Origin of the sequence: Klebsiella sp. AqSCr (genome assembly GCF_008452795.1) — a bacterium.
GTDB classification, from domain to species: domain Bacteria; phylum Pseudomonadota; class Gammaproteobacteria; order Enterobacterales; family Enterobacteriaceae; genus Klebsiella; species Klebsiella pneumoniae.
Window position 1 is genome coordinate 2,959,650 of sequence record NZ_MJDM01000005.1, and the last position, 15,183, is coordinate 2,974,832.

Sequence of the window (15,183 nt, forward strand, 5' to 3'; positions counted from 1 at the left end):
TGCGCCCCGCCTCCATGTAGCAATCGAGGCGCGGAAGATCGTCATCTCCGGTGAGGTGGCTGGACTTCAAATCCAGTTGGGGCCGCCAGCGGTCCCGGGCAGGTTCAACTCCTGTGATCTTCCGCCAAAATTACTCCGCCGCTATCCAAGAATGCATAAAAATCCCTTTATTTTCAATATACATAGTAAATCATCCATCCGTAACCATCCGCCAAGTTCTCACTGAATCCAAGATAAATATGTATTGTGATGTGTATAGATTTTTTATACACATTTTTGACTTATACACATGGCACTGACAGACATACAAATCAAACGAGCAAAGCCTCAAGACAAGCCATACAAATTGAACGATGGGCAAGGCCTGTCATTGCTTATCAATCCGGATGGCTCGAAGGGCTGGCGCTTCCGCTTTCGCTTTGCCGGAAAAGCGCGGTTAATGTCATTTGGTTGCTATGACCTTGTGAGTCTCGCGGAAACACGTGAGAAACGCGATACAGCTCGTAAGCAGGTAGCAAGCGGCATAGACCCATTAGAAGAACGTAAAGCCCAAAAGCTGGCACAGCAAATCTCAATAGAGAGCTCATTCGAAGCCATATGTCGAGAATGGCACGCCAACAAAGCTGACGGCTGGACAGTGGCCTATCGCGAAGAAATCATAACTGGCCGCGCTGAATACAATCCTGCGCCTGATTTAGCCATCGCTCTGGCCGTTCCTAAGCAAAAGCATCATCCTTTTTTATCCGCTGAAGAGCTACCTCATTTTATTCGGGATCTTGAGAAGTATACCGGCAGCATCATCACTAAAAATGCGACTAAGATTGTTATGTTAACTGGTGTAAGAACGCAGGAAATGCGTTTTGCTACGTGGGATGAAGTTGACCTTAAGAAAGGGATATGGGAAATCCCTTTAGAAAGGATGAAAATGCGCAGACCTCACATTGTTCCGCTATCTGCTCAGGTGATTGACCTTTTCAAGCAGCTCAAACCTATTACTGGCCATTATCCCTACATTTTTATTGGTAGAAATAATCGTAATAAACCTATATCCCAAGAAATGTGTCACAGGTTATTGAATTACTAGGCTACAAAGTTCGTGCGACAGGGCACGGATTTAGACATACTATGTCTACCATTTTGCACGAAAAGGGATTTGGCAGTGTATGGATTGAAATGCAAGTAACTCATGTAGATAAAAACACTATTCGAGGTACATATAACCATGCTCAGTATTTAGAGAAAAGGAAAGATATGATGCAATAGTATGCGGATTTTTTATATAAGACATTGGAGCGGAAAACGCTCCAACTCATGATCAATATAGGGATGCTATTACCTTTAAAACTTTGAAGAAGAATATGGCAACAATTGACCAGATAATTAAGTACCCCCAAATACTACTAATGGAATAGTTAACTCTACCTTTTAACACTCGCCAAAAACTAAAGCTTTCAGAAGTATGGGCAATATAATATCTACTTTTTACTATTTTATGATACTCGTAGTCAACAGGGCTATGGTTGAAAGTACATGTTGATTTTATTTTTTCATACTCATCGCGAAGATTATCTATATATTTGTAATCGTCATCCATTATTTCTTCTTTTAAGCAGTTTTTGAATAAAGAAATCTTCCTTTCATGCTCATTAAGCAACTCAGCATTTCTAAAGAGAGCCTCAGATTTAGCTCCTGATGCGACTCCCCATTCAATAAGACTAATTATTATTAATAGCATGCTTAAGATAATGGAAAATGCAGTTATTAATATATTGAGCTTAGGATTTATATCTGTAATCCAAAAATATTGAATTAATGAGAGTATGATACCGGAAAGGCCAATTAAAGCGAGACTGATAGTCGAAAAAATCTCTCTAACCTTTAACCTACGGGATGCATTGTATCTTGCGCATGATGTTTCCCAGGCGGATTTGCTTAGGCTATCCAAAAAATCTTTCATCATAAGCTCCATGAATAGTATAAAATGACGCAACGCCGGAGATATCAGTCCAATCCTCTTCACCAGCGGTTTCCCCCGATGAAGGTTTACTACCATTTTAGGTCAGGAGCACTTCTGCCCATCACGGCCTTACCGCGTGGGGTACGGCACCTGCAAGGCAAGTACCGTCGGCGTTGGTCAAGCTCAATATAGCATTACTTAGGATACACTTCACCTTCATCTGCTTGCATGCTAGCTAAATTTTTAGCTTTATATCTTTCATAACGCTCTTCAACCTGTTCTTTAGTTAACCTCTCGCCTTCAGCAATCCTTCCACGTCGGTGCAAGAATTCAGTTTTTTGTTTTATAGTTTTAATCTGGTCATAATCTCGTATATAACCTCTATGTGGGCTAAACTTCATTTCATAATAAGCACGCGCTACCTTTTTCAATCCTTCTGGTGCACAATTATCAAAATCATCCAAGCGCTTAAACATTTCACTTATTATAAAATCTATTTTATGAAGAAGAGAAAGGTCGTTAATATTTGAATAATAAGCCACCCACCCGTATCTTTTTTTCTCACTAATAGCTCCTGTTAACTTATCATTTAGCTCTTCCAGAAAAATGTCTTTTAGATCATCAGAGGTTAAATGTGTATATTTGTTTAACCTTTTGTTTTTATTGTGAAGATAATCACTGAACCTAGATGCAATTGATTTCATAAATGATTCAACAGTCGAATCTCGCACTGTTATAACATTTTCTTTAAACACATATCCTAAAAAACTAAAGGACTCATTAAGAAAACCTAAATGTGTTTTTGGTGATGATGGCGGATGAGTGTTTAACCCCCTATATTTAAGCCTGCGCCTTAATGAATGGTAAGCTGAGTTTACGTCATCATAATTACCATACATTAGTACATCATCAACATATCTATAGTAAGTCACATCAAATTTTAGCATTTCATTATCTACACCTTGCAGATAAATCGAAGCTAAAATGTTAGATATTGACAATCCTTGAGGTACTCCCTTTTCATTATCAAAAAATATCTTCCTCATTTTTTTATTAACATTATCACTAGTTGTTGGAGTTAAAAGAGAATGAACTATGAGATCCAGCGCCCTTTTACTTCTTATTTCTTTTGATAAGATTTTTTTAAGTCGATGTTTGTTTATGTTGTCATAAAAACCTTCGATATCACAACTACAAACATAAATATCGTCAGGGGTCACACCTTTTAAATCATCTGATATACTTCTAATATAAGTTGAAGCTATGCTCTTCGGTACACAATTAGGAAAAACCTCACAAAGAAAAACATTGAGCTGTTTTAATACAACGCGATCTCTAATCGTTGGTATAGAAATAACCCTGGGTTTTTTCCCTCTCCCTTTGCTTTTCAACTTCTCTAAGTAAGGAGTAAATCTAAAAGAACCGTTAAGACATTTTTCAGAGACTTTCTTTAATTCCTTTCTGGCTCTGTTTGAATATTGCATGCCGTTGATTCTATCGAGGCCTTTTGCTGCGGACTTACTAAATCTCTCGGTATATACATCAAATAAAGATTTTGGAGAGAAGAGCTTTTTAAATAACTTTTCTTGTGCTCGTACATCCATTGCATCACCTTATATTGCGTCACGACTACTTCGCTTAGCGCCTAACACCAGTAATTCATCCAACTCTTATAGCAAAATTAAATAAAAACTGCATTAACCTTCCCAATTAATTTATCGCATTCAATTATTATGCGCGCAATGCTCTCCCCGCCCCGCCTGCCCGCTTAAGGGGGCGTTTTTAATGCAGGTGCATGACGGGCTCAGGGCGCGCCAGTGCTGGCGCTGGCGGGGGATTCAATGTCTGTAAAACGCATGCAAAACCATGCTCCTTATGCATGGCTTTTATACATAAAAATGGCGGGATTTTCGGGGGATTTTTAAGCGGACTACTGCACGGCCAGTTCTGCGCGACGGCGGGTGTAATTCAGGTTTTGTGCAGACGTGAATTTTTCACGATTATCATCGCGCGAAGCCGCGTCAGGCCTGAATCCGATGGCCGTTAAAATGTCATTATCCTGCACCGAATAATTATTTTTTTTCACCGGCGACCAGCCAGACCTGTAGTGCCTCACGTAGATAGTCGACCGAGTGCTGCATGGCGGAATGCTGCCAGGGATAATTCATCAGCTCAGGGGCAAGTACGGCGGCCAGCTCCGCGCCGTGCGCCTGCATAAAATCATTTAATCGGTCGCGGATGCTGATGCGCTGCACCTCCTCATGCGAGCGGATGTAGCGACCGGCAGCCTGATTAATTTCCTACTTTTTCACGTCGATAATCTCACGCAGCGTTTGCAGGCTCTGGCCGCTGTGGCCTCTGCCGGCAAGCTGTTCGCGGTATACATGTTCGGTCTGCGTAAGTTCATCGCTGCGTTGCAGCCAGGCGGATTTATTTGCCTGACAGGCCTCCAAGGCTTTCTGTAGCGTCAGTGTGGTCACGTATGTTTCTCCTGATGACAGGCCGTGCTTACGCACCGGCACGATTAACGGTGGCCGCCGGTGCGGGTGCAGGGATGACCGGCTCTGTTGCCGGTGAACGAATAACCCCGTCGATGGATTCAAGCGTGCGGAACGTGGCCGAGCATTCGATGTTCATGCACTGGTGATAGCGCTGTTTGACGTTATCAATCCGCCAGTTTGCCCCTGCTCCCCCACAGCCACTCCCTACCAACCTCAGCCCCCCAACTCATCATCACAGCCAATCATTTTCATCCAAACCCTGCGTTATTTTGTCTCTCGCAAACCCGTTACACTGGCGCGGTGGCCGCGCGCCGTTACCAACCGAAACAGGAGAGCCATAATGACCCCCGAACTCAGACACTGTTTTTCCATTACCATCCAGGTTGATAAACCGATAATCGTCTCCCGCAGCCCGCAGACCGGTAAGCGCCAGCTGATCCCGATTGTCGGCGGCAGCGTCTCGGGTCAACTTCGCGGCCACGTATTACCCGGCGGCGTCGACAGCCAGATAATCGAACCCGACGGCACCTGCAGGCTGTCCGCCCGCTATGCCCTGCAGGTGGCGGAAGGCACAGTCTATGTGGAAAACAATGGCATCCGCCGGGTGCCGGCCCAGTATCATGACCAGCTTTTCGCCGACGATATGCGCTTTTTTAGCGATATTCCGCCAGAAGCCATCTATTTTCGCACCGTGCCCACCTTTGAGGTGGATGCTCCCGCGCTCAGCTGGCTAACCACCTCGCTGTTTATCTGCGCCGGTGGCCGGACCCAGGATGGGGTGATGCTCGACTTCTATCAGGTGGGCTGATTTTCACTTTCTGCATATAACTGTTATTGCCGTTAGCCCGTTTTTCCCCTCCCGGCAGCGGTCTACGATGGCTCCATCTTTTCATTCACCCGAATCACAGACCGGAGCAGTTATGAAAGCTATCGCCATTACTCAAGCCGCCGCTGACGGCAACAACATCCCTTCTTTAACCGAGATCGACCTGCCGATCCCCACCGCCCACGGGCGTGATCTGCTGGTCGCTGTGAAGGCTATCTCGGTCAATCCGGTAGACACCAAAGTGCGCGCCGGCTTTCAGGGCGACACGCCGCGGGTGCTGGGCTGGGACGCCGTTGGCGTGGTGCAGTCCGTCGGTGAGGAAGTGACGCTGTTCGCGCCCGGGGACGAGGTCTGGTACGCCGGCGCGCTGGGCCGGGCCGGCAGCAACAGTGAATATCAGCTGGTGGATGAGCGCCTGGTGGCGCACAAACCGCGCACCCTCGATAATGCCTCCGCCGCCGCGCTGCCGCTGACGGCGATCACCGCCTGGGAGCTGCTGTTTCACCGTCTCGGCGTTGAGGAAGGCGGCAATGCGGGCGACACGCTGCTAATTGTCGGCGCGGCGGGCGGCGTGGGGTCTATCCTGACCCAGCTGGCCAGTAAACTGACCGCCATGACGGTGATCGGCACCGCCTCGCGTCCCGAGAGCCAGCAGTGGGTCCGCGAGGCGGGCGCGCACCATGTGATCGATCACAGCAAGCCGCTCGCCGACGAGCTGGCGCGCATTGGTATCACGTCGGTAACCCATGTCGCCAGCCTGACCAATACCGAGCAGCACTTCAACGCGCTGATCAACGCCCTCGCCCCGCAGGGCAAGCTGGCGCTGATTGATGACCCGGAGACCCTGGACGTGGTGCCGCTGAAAGCCAAAAGCCTGTCCCTGCACTGGGAATTTATGTTCACCCGTTCAATGTTTGAGACGGATGATATGATCGCCCAGCATCAGCTGCTCACCCGCGTGGCGGCGCTGATCGACAACCACACTATCAAAACCACCCTTGGCGAACACTACGGCGCCATCACCGCCGCCAATCTGCAGAAAGCGCATCGCCAGCTGGAAACCGGACGCGCCGTCGGCAAGATCGTGCTGGAGGGGTTTTAAGATGATATCGCTTATCGCCGTGCTCAAGGCGAAACCGGGCCAAACGGACGCACTGCGCCAGGCCCTGCAGGCGCTGCTCCTGCCGACGAGACAGGAGCCGGGCAACCTCGACTATGCCCTGTTTCAGCTGCGCGACGCGCCGGACACCTTCTATATGCGCGAGGCGTGGCAGGGACAGGACGCCCTCGATGCCCATGTCGCGATGCCCTATTTTCAGGCGTTTATGACGCAGATGGAGTCTCTGCTGGCTGAGCCGCTGCGGCTGGACTTTCTGACGCCGGTTGAGCCTTAGCCCACCGGCTGACGAGGGGTGGGAAAATCACGCCCCTCCGCCGCGCGGGTTTAAAAGTGGGCGGGAAGCGTGCGGGTTATCTTTTCCAGCACCCCGCGATGGACCGTAATGTAACCACCTTTGCGCAGCTCTGCCAGAATCGACATAACACGGCTGCGCGACAGGTTGGTGCGGCGCTGTATAAAGCTTAACGCGTTAATTTGGCGACGATATTCCTCCGGGTAGTCCGCCAACTCTGTTAGCAGGGTTCGCACCATCGGATAAGAATCCACCCCCACCATCTCCTGCGAACGCATCCTCAACACCATCAGTCGCTGCGCCAGAATATGAGCCATCTCCTGCCACAAGTTTTTCTCATTGAGGATCTCGACCGCCACCTGGTGTCCTATCCAGCCTCCGCGCAAATCCGTCTCAGCAAATACGGAACAGTGGCTTTTTTCCGGGATACCATTAAACGCGCCGTATCCATCGATTAATCCCAATAGCGAAGGGGCAAATATCGTTGATACAACCATGCTCTTCTCCGCATGGCAAACGGAGGCAATCCCCTCTTCGATTAAAATTATTCCAGATTCTTCCCGGGTCGGCGGAAAACGATAATAGGTCGATCGCGGCAGCGCAAAGGGTGAGCTGACGGGCAGGAACGCAGATAACAGGGATTTCACCGCCAATAACGGCTTTGTCTGTCTTCCGTAGTAAAAGGACGTTAACGCCTGGTCGGTAGAGGGGCTGGCTGCAGGTATCGACATGGTTTTTATGCCATCAGGTCTGGTTGAAAAAGTGATTCGTTGAGAATCATAGTATCAACAGGTGAAATAACGAATAAAAGACAAGACGTTACGGGGATAAAAAGAGTGTAAGCATCATTATCTGCAATAACTATTTATCTCTATTCTACAGGAATAAATAATACTATATGCCGTAAATACCTATAAGGCTTAGCGGCGATAAAGATAAGGCCATCTTATTATTTACTGCGCTGGTTAAGGCCGCGCCTGAGGGTTTCTCTACCGCTTTCCCCCTCGCATCTCGGCCAGTCCAGGCTACGCTTATCGATGCCACTGACCACCCGCATTCCCCTCCCGTTCTATTGAGTCCATTCATCAAGAAGAGGTTTCGCTATGCTGATCAACGCTATTGGTACCTACTCCGCCAGCCAGCCGCTGGAATCAATGGCCATCACCCGCCGCGACCCGGGGCCGCAGGATGTACAGATCGCCATCGCTTACTGCGGCGTCTGCCACTCCGATCTCCACCAGGCGCGATCGGAATGGGCGGGAACGCTGTATCCCTGCGTGCCGGGGCATGAAATTGTGGGTCGGGTGACCGCGGTCGGCAACGCCGTCTCGCGCTACGCCGTCGGCGATCTGGTGGGCGTCGGCTGTATGGTCGATAGCTGTCAACAGTGCGAAGAGTGCGCTGAGGGGCTGGAAAACTACTGCGACCACATGGTGCTGACCTATAACGGGCCGACCCAGGACGCGCCGGGACACACGCTTGGCGGTTATTCACAGCAGATAGTGGTCAATGAACGCTACGTGCTGCGGATAACCCATCCCGAAGCGCAACTGGCCGCCGTCGCGCCGCTGCTGTGCGCTGGGATCACGACATACTCGCCGCTGCGCCACTGGCACGTCGGGCCGGGTAAAAAAGTCGGCGTGGTCGGCATCGGCGGCCTGGGGCATATGGGGATCAAGTTGGCCCATGCCATGGGGGCCCACGTGGTGGCCTTTACCACCTCCGAATCCAAGCGTAATGCGGCCAGAGCGCTGGGCGCCGATGACGTGGTGGTGTCGCGCAACGACGACGAAATGGCGGCCCACGTCAAAAGCTTCGACTTCATCCTCAACACCGTGGCGGCGCCGCACAATCTCGATGCCTTCACCACGCTGCTGAAACGCGATGGTACCATGACGCTGGTTGGCGCCCCGGCTACGCCGCATCCGTCGCCGGAAGTGTTCAATCTGATCTTCCGCCGCCGGTCAATTGCCGGCTCGATGATCGGCGGTATTCCGGAAACTCAGGAGATGCTCGACTTCTGCGCCGAACACGGCATCGTCGCCGATATCGAATTGATCCGCGGCGATGAGATCAACGAAGCCTGGGAAAGAATGGTCAAGGGTGACGTGAAATACCGCTTCGTGATCGACAGTGCGACCCTCGCCGGCTAAGCGCCGCGACGAAAGGTACGCCGCCATTCCGTCGGGCTGACGCCAAAGCGCGCTTTAAACTGCTGGCGCCAGGTGACCGCTGAAAGATAGCCCACCGCCTCCGCCACCTGCTCGACCGGCAGATCGCCCGCCTCAAGCAGAGTCTGGCTGCGGCGCAGACGTTCGGCGGTCAGCCAGTCGGTAATGCTCATCCCGGTTGCCCGGGCGAAGTGGCGGGTCAGGGTACGGCGGCTCATCGCCACCACCCGGGCCAGCGAATCGAGACTGTGCGGCTCGGCAATATGCTGCTGCAGATAATCCAGCAGGCAGTTGATTCGCGCATCGCGGGTGTTTTTCGGCACCGGCTGGGCGATAAACTGCGCCTGGCCGCCCTCGCGGTGCGGCGAAACAATCATCCGCCGGGCGATCTGGTTGGCCGCGAGGCTGCCGAAACGCTGGCGGATGATGTAGAGGCAACAGTCCAGCGCCGCCGCGGTGCCCGCCGAAGTAATGATCCGCTGGTCGTCGACGTACAGGGCGTTGATATCCAGCTGCACCTGCGGAAACCGGCGCTGGAAATCCTGCTCGAACTCCCAGTGAGTCGCCGCTCGCCTGCCATCCAGCAGCCCGGCGTAGCCGAGGACAAACGCGCCGAGACACAGGCCGACAATCTCCGCGCCGTTATCCCGGGCCCGCACCAGGCTATCAAGCAGCGCCTGCGGCGGACGTCGATCGACCTCGCCCCAGTAAGGCACCACCACGATATCCGCCTGTTCCAGCGCGGCATAATCGCCGGTGGCGTACAGCGCAAAACCATCGCGGGCGCGCAGCAGCCCCGGCCGCTCGGCGCAAATGTGCAGATTAAAGCGTTTGATTTCCGAAACCGAATCGCCAAACAGCATGCAGGGGACGGCGTAGTGAAACGGGCTAAAGCCCTCTACAGCGACAATCGCCACGTCGGTGAGTTTCATCGTCCCTTCCCCTTACGCATGTTAATAAACGACGGTTTCTCCATCCTGCGGGATAGAAACCACATCGGCAATCTGATTATCCAGCGCATACTGGCGCATCTCTTCCCGACTCACCAGGCAGTGGTTGACCGCCTCGAGGTGGATAGCCATGATTTTTGCTTCCGGCAGGGTGAAGTGCACGTTCAGGAGATCTTCCTTGCCCATGATAATCGGGCCAAAGCCGATGACGTGGGCGTAGCCGGCGTTGAGGACCACCACGTCCGGGCGCAGCTTCAGCAGGTCGGCTGCAATGTCATCGCGCCAGATAGTATCCCCCACCAGCCACAGCGTCTTCTCCTGCGGATGGCGAAACACCACGCCGCAGGCCTCGCCCAGGCGTTCAGCCATCGCCGGCACCGCGTAGGTGCGGTCGCTGCCGTGTTGGCCGGAGGTGGTTTTCAGCAGACGCACGCCGGCAAATTCGCTGTCTGCCGACAGCAGGCGCAGATCCTGAAATCCCTGGCTGCGCAGCAGCGCGGCGTCGGCCTCATGCTGGACGAACACCGGCAGGGTTTTCGGGATCGCGGCGATCGCCGCCGCGTCCCAGTGATCGTCATGGGTATGGGTGACGATCACCGCATCAACGTCGACAATTTTATCGCGGGAAAACGGCAGCTCAACCAGCGGATTGCGCAATTCGCTGCGCGCGGTGCCCGGAAAACCCGGCCAGGCGCCTTTGTCCGCCAGCATCGGATCGATGAGAAATCTTTTCCCGGCGTAGTGAATAATCTGGGTCGCATTACGGATGTGGGTGATGTTCATGTTGGCGTTCCTCTGGGGTCATCTGACGAACATCGTACTGAGTCCCCGCCTGGCTCAACAGGGGCGTTTGGGCAATGATCGATGAAATCGGGCCAACCTGCGGCGGTTGCCATCCGCCTCCGGCTATGTTGTTCTTAAGGCTCAATTTTTGACAGGAGTGGCAGGATGAAAAAGAAACTGACCGCCGCCGATATGCACGACCCGCAGGTCATCGCCGAGACGCCGTGGTTCAGCATGCGTAAGGTGGGTATTGATGTCGCCCCCGGCGAGCGCCGCGACTTTTATTCCATTCATTACCCGCGCCCGGCGGTGGGGATTGTGGCCATCCAGGATGAGAAAGTGCTGCTGATTCGCCACTACCGCTACCTGATCGATAAGGTGGTGTGGGCGATCCCCTCTGGCGGCGTCGATGAAGGGGAAGACCCGGCGGTCGCCGCGCTGCGCGAGCTGCGGGAAGAGACCGGCTGGCAGGCGCAACGCGTTGAGGAGATCATTCGCTTTAACCCCTCCTACGGCAGCAGCGATCAGCTGTTTATCACCTGGCTGGCCACCGGTTTACACTGGGTGGGGATGGATGCAGATCAGGATGAGGTGATGGAGACCGGCTGGTTTACCTTCGACGAGATAAACAAACTGATCGCCCGCGGCGAGATGCCGGACGGGCTGTCGCTGGTGCCGCTGCTGCAGCTGATGGCGCAGCGGCGAAGCGGCTCGCTTACGGCTTAAGCATCCGCCAGCGGAACCACAGCTGGGCCACGAGGATCAGCACGCCGCCGATAATCTTCTGCAGCGACAGCTGTTCGCCGTACCACAGCGCGGCGGCAATGACCGTCAGCAGCGGTTCGAGCACCATGATGATCGCCGCGCTGGCCACCGCCGCGTACTTCTGCCCCTTCATCTGCAGACCGAAGCGCAGGCTGGTGGCGATGACAATGCTGGCCACCAGCCAGCCGAGAGTCGGCAGGGTCATCGGCTGGTCCCAGCGTTCAACGGCAGCGGAGATGGTCAACCCGACGATACCGGTGATCGCCAGCTGCACGGTGGTCAGGGGGATCAGCGGTACTTCACGCGCGCAGCGGCTGGTGTAACAGAACCAGATCGACTGCACCAGCGCCGTCAGCAAAAACCAGCCCTGGCTGGGGTGGAAGGCTATCGGCATATGCAGACTGAGCAGCCCCAGGCCAACCACCGCAATCGGCAGGCACTCCCACCAGGCGCGCGGCGGGCGCACCTTCATCATCACCCATGCGGTCAGCGGGACGAACATCATCGACAGGCTCATGATAAACGCCCCTTCGCCGAGCGACGCCGTCGTGGAGACCGAATAGATCCACAGGCAGAGGTTGAGCGCAAACCAGAGTCCGCTGATGATGAGTTTTGGCCAGTGCTGCTTTTGCGGGCGAAAACCGCGGCAGAACGGCAGCAGAAGCAGCGCGGCGAAGAAAAAACGCAGCCCAAGAAACGCGAACACCGGCATGCCGGCGATCGCCTCGCGGGAAAATATCCAGCCGCAGGCGGCAATCACCGTCGCGGCAATCAGCAGCAGGTCAGCCTGCCGTTGGCGTACCATACGCGCCTCTCCCTGTGTGTTGGCTTACCAGCCAGGCACCGCGCCGCCGTTGAAGATAGTCTCTGCCGCCTTCGCCACCTCCGGCGACTGGTACGACTGCATAAACTCCTTCACGTTTTGCGCGTCTTTATTGTCTTCCCGGGTCACGATGATGTTCACGTAGGGCGAGTTTTTATCTTCGATAAAGATGCCGTCACGAACCGGCGACAGCCCGGTTTGCTGCAGGTAGGTGGTGCTGATGATAGCCACGTCGACTTTGGGATCGTCGAGTACGCGCGGCAGTTGCGCCCCTTCCAGCTCCATGATCTTCAGGTTATGCGGGTTGTCGGTGATATCCACCGCCGTCGGCAGCAGGCCGGTCCCGGCTTTGAGGGTAATCAGCTTCTCTTTTTGCAGCAGCAGTAGCGCCCGCCCGAGGTTGGTCGGATCGTTGGGGATAGCGATCGTCGCGCCGTCTTTCAGTTCGGCGACTGACTTGATCTTGCGCGAATAGCCGGCCATCGGGAAGACGAAGGTATTCCCGACCGCCACCAGATGATAATTATGCGCTTTGTTGTCCTGCTCAAGGAAAGGCCGATGCTGGAAGACGTTGGCGTCCAGATCCCCGGCGTTGGTCGACTCGTTGGGCAGCAGTGAGCCGCTGAACCCCACCAGCTCGACCTCCAGACCGTACTTCTCTTTGGCCACCTTCTTCGCCACTTCCGCCACATCCTGCTCGGCGCCGTTAATCACACCGACCTTAATGTGCTTCGCTTCATTACCCTTTTGGTCGCAGCCGACCAGCGCCAGACCCGCCAGCATCACTGCGGCGGCGGCCCGTAAACGTAATCTCATCCTCTTCACCCTGTCTGTCCTGAATGTCATTGTTTTTTTTCGTGCAAAACTATAGCGACTTTCGGGTCGGGTAATAAACAGCAAACCACGCAACTGGAAATAAAATCATCTTCGCGAAACGCGAGGCGCTAGCCCCGTCGCCACTCGCCCGGTGTCACGCCATAGCGCATTTTGAAGCGCTTCGAGAAGGACGCCAGCGACTGAAAGCCGCAGCGTTCGGCAATGACCTCGAGGTTGGTCTGACGCTCCAGGCGCAGCAGCCGGGCGGCCAGCGCCATTCGCAACTGCGACAGCCACGCCTGCGGCGTCAGGTGATAGACGCGGGCAAAATGACGGGCAAAGGTGGCCCGTGATAAAAACGCGCGGGCGGCCATACTCTCCAGCGTCCACGGTTGCTCCGGGGTCGCCATCACCGCCAGCACCGCCGGCATCAGGCGTTCATCGCTCATCAGGCGCAGCAGCCCGCCGGGCGGCTGTTGCTCGCCAAGCAGCATGCGCAGCAGGAGCACCAGCAGCGTATCGCCGAGGCTGCGCACGATAGCGCTGCCGCCGGGACGCTGCGCCAGGCTCTCGCGCACCAGTATATTAAGCAGCGCGTCCAGCTCCGGGCAGTCTTCACGCGCATCGGTATGGAGATGGATCAGCGTCGATGCTTCACTGAACAGCCAGCTGACGTGCGGACCAAAATAGAATTCGCCGCACAGCATCTCCAGCGCCCCCTCCGCCGGGCCGGCGCGCATTTCCGTCACCGTGCCGTTAAACCGGTGCGCCACCGGCAGCACCTGGCCCCACTCCACCAGGCTCTCCATCAGGTGCGGCGAACCGTGGGGCAGGAGGACGACATCTCCCGCGCGCAGGTGATGGGTCTGGCCGCCGACGTTGAGCCGCCCCTCGCCGCGCAGCACCACGTGCCAGGGCACCACGCCGCTGCGCATTTGCTGGTGCCCGGCCTGCCAGCGGCCGCCGAAGCGACAGTGCAGGTTCACTTCGCAGCGCGGCGCCAGCAGCGCCAGCAGATGACTGAGACTGTCCATGCTTCTCCTGAGACGATAAGACAAAAAGGTGAGACGAAGACCGCCAGTCTAGCATGCGGCAAGCGCCTAAGATGACCCCATTGCCAACACACCCTCGATAACAACAGGAGTTAACCATGAGCCGTTTAGCAGATATCCGTGAACAAGACGCCACCGGCAAGGCCGCCGATATTTTCGCCGGGATCAAAAAAGCGATGGGCAAAGTGCCGAACGCCTACCTGACCATCGGCGGCCACTCGCCGGCGGCGCTGCAGCAGGCGCTGGCGCACAATGCGATGCTCCATAAAGGCAGCCTCAGCGCCCAACAGCTGGAGGCGATTAATCTGTCGGTCAGCGAAGCCACCGGCTGTGACTACTGCCTGGCCGCGCACACCCTGATGGCGAAAAAAGCCGGCTTCAGCAGCGAGCAGATCCATGCCCTGCGCCGCGGGGAGTATGCGGAAGAGGCGCAGCTTGATGCGCTGGTGAAATTCGCGCAGACCCTGGTGACCACCACCGGTACGCTGCCGGAAGCCGACGTCGCCGCGCTGCGCAACGCCGGTTTTAGCGACCAGCAGGTGATTGAGATTATCAGCGCCATCAGCGCCATCCTGTTCACCAACATGGTGAACCGGGTTAACGACACGGTGGTCGACTTCCCGAAAGCCGATTAATCCGTCGCGCAGCGCCGGTTTTACAGCCCCAGATCGCTGAGCCCCGGATGATCGTCCGGGCGGTGCCCCTGCGGCCAGTGGAACAGGCGCTCGCTTTCGCTAATTGGCAGATCGTTGATGCAGGCGTAGCGCGTCTGCATCAGTCCATGCTTATCAAACTCCCAGTTCTCATTGCCATACGAGCGAAACCAGTTGCCGCTGTCGTCGCACCACTCATAGGCGAAGCGCACGGCAATGCGATTCTCCTGCCATGCCCACAGCTCCTTAATCAGCCGGTATTGCTGCTCCTTGCGCCATTTTCGCTGCAGGAACTCAACAATTTGCCCCCGACCGTGGACAAATTCGCTGCGGTTGCGCCATTCGCTATCCACGGTGTAGGCCAGGGCGACTTTTTCCGCATCGCGGCTGTTCCAGCCATCTTCCGCGGCGCGGACCTTCTGGATAGCGCTGTCGCGGGTAAACGGCGGTAACGGGGGACGTTGTTCGGTCATG

16 protein-coding genes, 1 tRNA gene and 2 pseudogenes are annotated in these 15,183 nt (G+C 54.7%); 8 read left to right on the plus strand and 11 right to left on the minus strand.

Annotated elements, in window-relative coordinates; all coding sequences use genetic code 11:
- The first annotated feature begins 32 nt into the window (after positions 1 to 32).
- Both BHE81_RS18515 and BHE81_RS18520 read left to right on the plus strand, forming a co-directional pair.
- Positions 33 to 127, plus strand: a tRNA-Sec gene (locus BHE81_RS18515).
- Positions 128 to 289: 162 nt separating this feature from the next.
- A pseudogene (locus BHE81_RS18520) lies at positions 290 to 1,263 on the plus strand (tyrosine-type recombinase/integrase).
- Between the two features lie 52 nt (positions 1,264 to 1,315).
- Here BHE81_RS18520 and BHE81_RS18525 read toward each other — a convergent pair.
- The 4 genes and pseudogenes from BHE81_RS18525 to BHE81_RS18545 form a co-directional block, all read right to left on the minus strand.
- Complete coding sequence (locus BHE81_RS18525; protein WP_223177848.1) at positions 1,316 to 1,960, minus strand: SLATT domain-containing protein; 645 nt, start codon at positions 1,958 to 1,960, stop codon at positions 1,316 to 1,318.
- A gap of 191 nt (positions 1,961 to 2,151) precedes the next feature.
- On the minus strand, positions 2,152 to 3,561 hold the full coding sequence (locus tag BHE81_RS18530; RefSeq protein ID WP_023342572.1) for a reverse transcriptase domain-containing protein: 1,410 nt from the start codon (positions 3,559 to 3,561) through the stop codon (positions 2,152 to 2,154).
- Between the two features lie 326 nt (positions 3,562 to 3,887).
- A pseudogene (locus BHE81_RS18540) lies at positions 3,888 to 4,437 on the minus strand (phage polarity suppression protein).
- 28 nt (positions 4,438 to 4,465) lie between these two features.
- Positions 4,466 to 4,675, minus strand: a complete 210-nt coding sequence (locus tag BHE81_RS18545) for an ogr/Delta-like zinc finger family protein (RefSeq protein ID WP_048264100.1) — start codon at positions 4,673 to 4,675, stop codon at positions 4,466 to 4,468.
- Positions 4,676 to 4,798: 123 nt separating this feature from the next.
- Here BHE81_RS18545 and BHE81_RS18550 point away from each other — a divergent pair, with 123 nt between their 5' ends.
- From BHE81_RS18550 to BHE81_RS18560, 3 genes are all read left to right on the plus strand, one after another.
- Positions 4,799 to 5,266 (plus strand): DUF3237 domain-containing protein, encoded by a 468-nt coding sequence (locus BHE81_RS18550; protein WP_002922963.1) that lies wholly within the window; start codon positions 4,799 to 4,801, stop codon positions 5,264 to 5,266.
- A 112-nt stretch (positions 5,267 to 5,378) separates the two neighbouring features.
- Positions 5,379 to 6,386, plus strand: a complete 1,008-nt coding sequence (locus tag BHE81_RS18555; protein ID WP_004181552.1) for a zinc-binding alcohol dehydrogenase family protein — start codon at positions 5,379 to 5,381, stop codon at positions 6,384 to 6,386.
- A 1-nt stretch (position 6,387) separates the two neighbouring features.
- The gene (locus BHE81_RS18560; RefSeq protein WP_002922965.1) at positions 6,388 to 6,678 is read left to right on the plus strand and encodes a putative quinol monooxygenase; all 291 of its coding nucleotides are present in this window, start codon (positions 6,388 to 6,390) and stop codon (positions 6,676 to 6,678) included.
- Between the two features lie 50 nt (positions 6,679 to 6,728).
- On the opposite strand, the gene BHE81_RS18565 is transcribed toward BHE81_RS18560, so the two are convergent.
- Positions 6,729 to 7,427 carry a winged helix-turn-helix transcriptional regulator gene (locus tag BHE81_RS18565; RefSeq protein WP_020801609.1) on the minus strand — a complete coding sequence of 233 codons (699 nt, stop codon included), beginning with the start codon at positions 7,425 to 7,427 and terminating at the stop codon, positions 6,729 to 6,731.
- Positions 7,428 to 7,799: 372 nt separating this feature from the next.
- Between BHE81_RS18565 and BHE81_RS18570 the strand changes: the two genes are divergently transcribed.
- Complete coding sequence (locus BHE81_RS18570) at positions 7,800 to 8,849, plus strand: NAD(P)-dependent alcohol dehydrogenase (RefSeq protein ID WP_004901462.1); 1,050 nt, start codon at positions 7,800 to 7,802, stop codon at positions 8,847 to 8,849.
- Here the strand turns inward: BHE81_RS18570 and BHE81_RS18575 are convergent.
- Positions 8,846 to 9,799 carry a GlxA family transcriptional regulator gene (locus tag BHE81_RS18575; protein ID WP_004145010.1) on the minus strand — a complete coding sequence of 318 codons (954 nt, stop codon included), beginning with the start codon at positions 9,797 to 9,799 and terminating at the stop codon, positions 8,846 to 8,848. The genes BHE81_RS18570 and BHE81_RS18575 overlap by 4 nt on opposite strands.
- 21 nt (positions 9,800 to 9,820) lie before the next feature.
- Positions 9,821 to 10,600 carry an MBL fold metallo-hydrolase gene (locus tag BHE81_RS18580; protein ID WP_004173886.1) on the minus strand — a complete coding sequence of 260 codons (780 nt, stop codon included), beginning with the start codon at positions 10,598 to 10,600 and terminating at the stop codon, positions 9,821 to 9,823.
- 165 nt (positions 10,601 to 10,765) lie between these two features.
- On the opposite strand from BHE81_RS18580, the gene BHE81_RS18585 reads away from it, so the two are divergent.
- Positions 10,766 to 11,326, plus strand: a complete 561-nt coding sequence (locus BHE81_RS18585) for an NUDIX hydrolase (protein WP_021440918.1) — start codon at positions 10,766 to 10,768, stop codon at positions 11,324 to 11,326.
- Here BHE81_RS18585 and BHE81_RS18590 read toward each other — a convergent pair.
- The 3 genes from BHE81_RS18590 to BHE81_RS18600 all read right to left on the minus strand — a co-directional run bounded on the left by BHE81_RS18590 (position 11,316) and on the right by BHE81_RS18600 (position 14,038).
- Entirely contained in the window at positions 11,316 to 12,170 is an 855-nt protein-coding gene (locus BHE81_RS18590; RefSeq protein WP_021440919.1) for a DMT family transporter, read from the minus strand. The genes BHE81_RS18585 and BHE81_RS18590 overlap by 11 nt on opposite strands.
- 24 nt (positions 12,171 to 12,194) lie before the next feature.
- Entirely contained in the window at positions 12,195 to 13,004 is an 810-nt protein-coding gene (gene nlpA, locus BHE81_RS18595; protein WP_004173884.1) for a lipoprotein NlpA, read from the minus strand.
- A gap of 128 nt (positions 13,005 to 13,132) precedes the next feature.
- On the minus strand, positions 13,133 to 14,038 hold the full coding sequence (locus BHE81_RS18600) for an AraC family transcriptional regulator (RefSeq protein ID WP_004150236.1): 906 nt from the start codon (positions 14,036 to 14,038) through the stop codon (positions 13,133 to 13,135).
- Between the two features lie 116 nt (positions 14,039 to 14,154).
- On the opposite strand from BHE81_RS18600, the gene BHE81_RS18605 reads away from it, so the two are divergent.
- A complete protein-coding gene (locus BHE81_RS18605; protein ID WP_004145017.1) occupies positions 14,155 to 14,691 on the plus strand; it encodes a carboxymuconolactone decarboxylase family protein in 537 nt (178 codons plus the stop codon).
- 20 nt (positions 14,692 to 14,711) lie between these two features.
- Here BHE81_RS18605 and BHE81_RS18610 read toward each other — a convergent pair whose 3' ends face one another.
- A complete protein-coding gene (locus BHE81_RS18610; RefSeq protein ID WP_021440921.1) occupies positions 14,712 to 15,182 on the minus strand; it encodes a DUF1348 family protein in 471 nt (156 codons plus the stop codon).
- Position 15,183 lies beyond the last annotated feature (1 nt).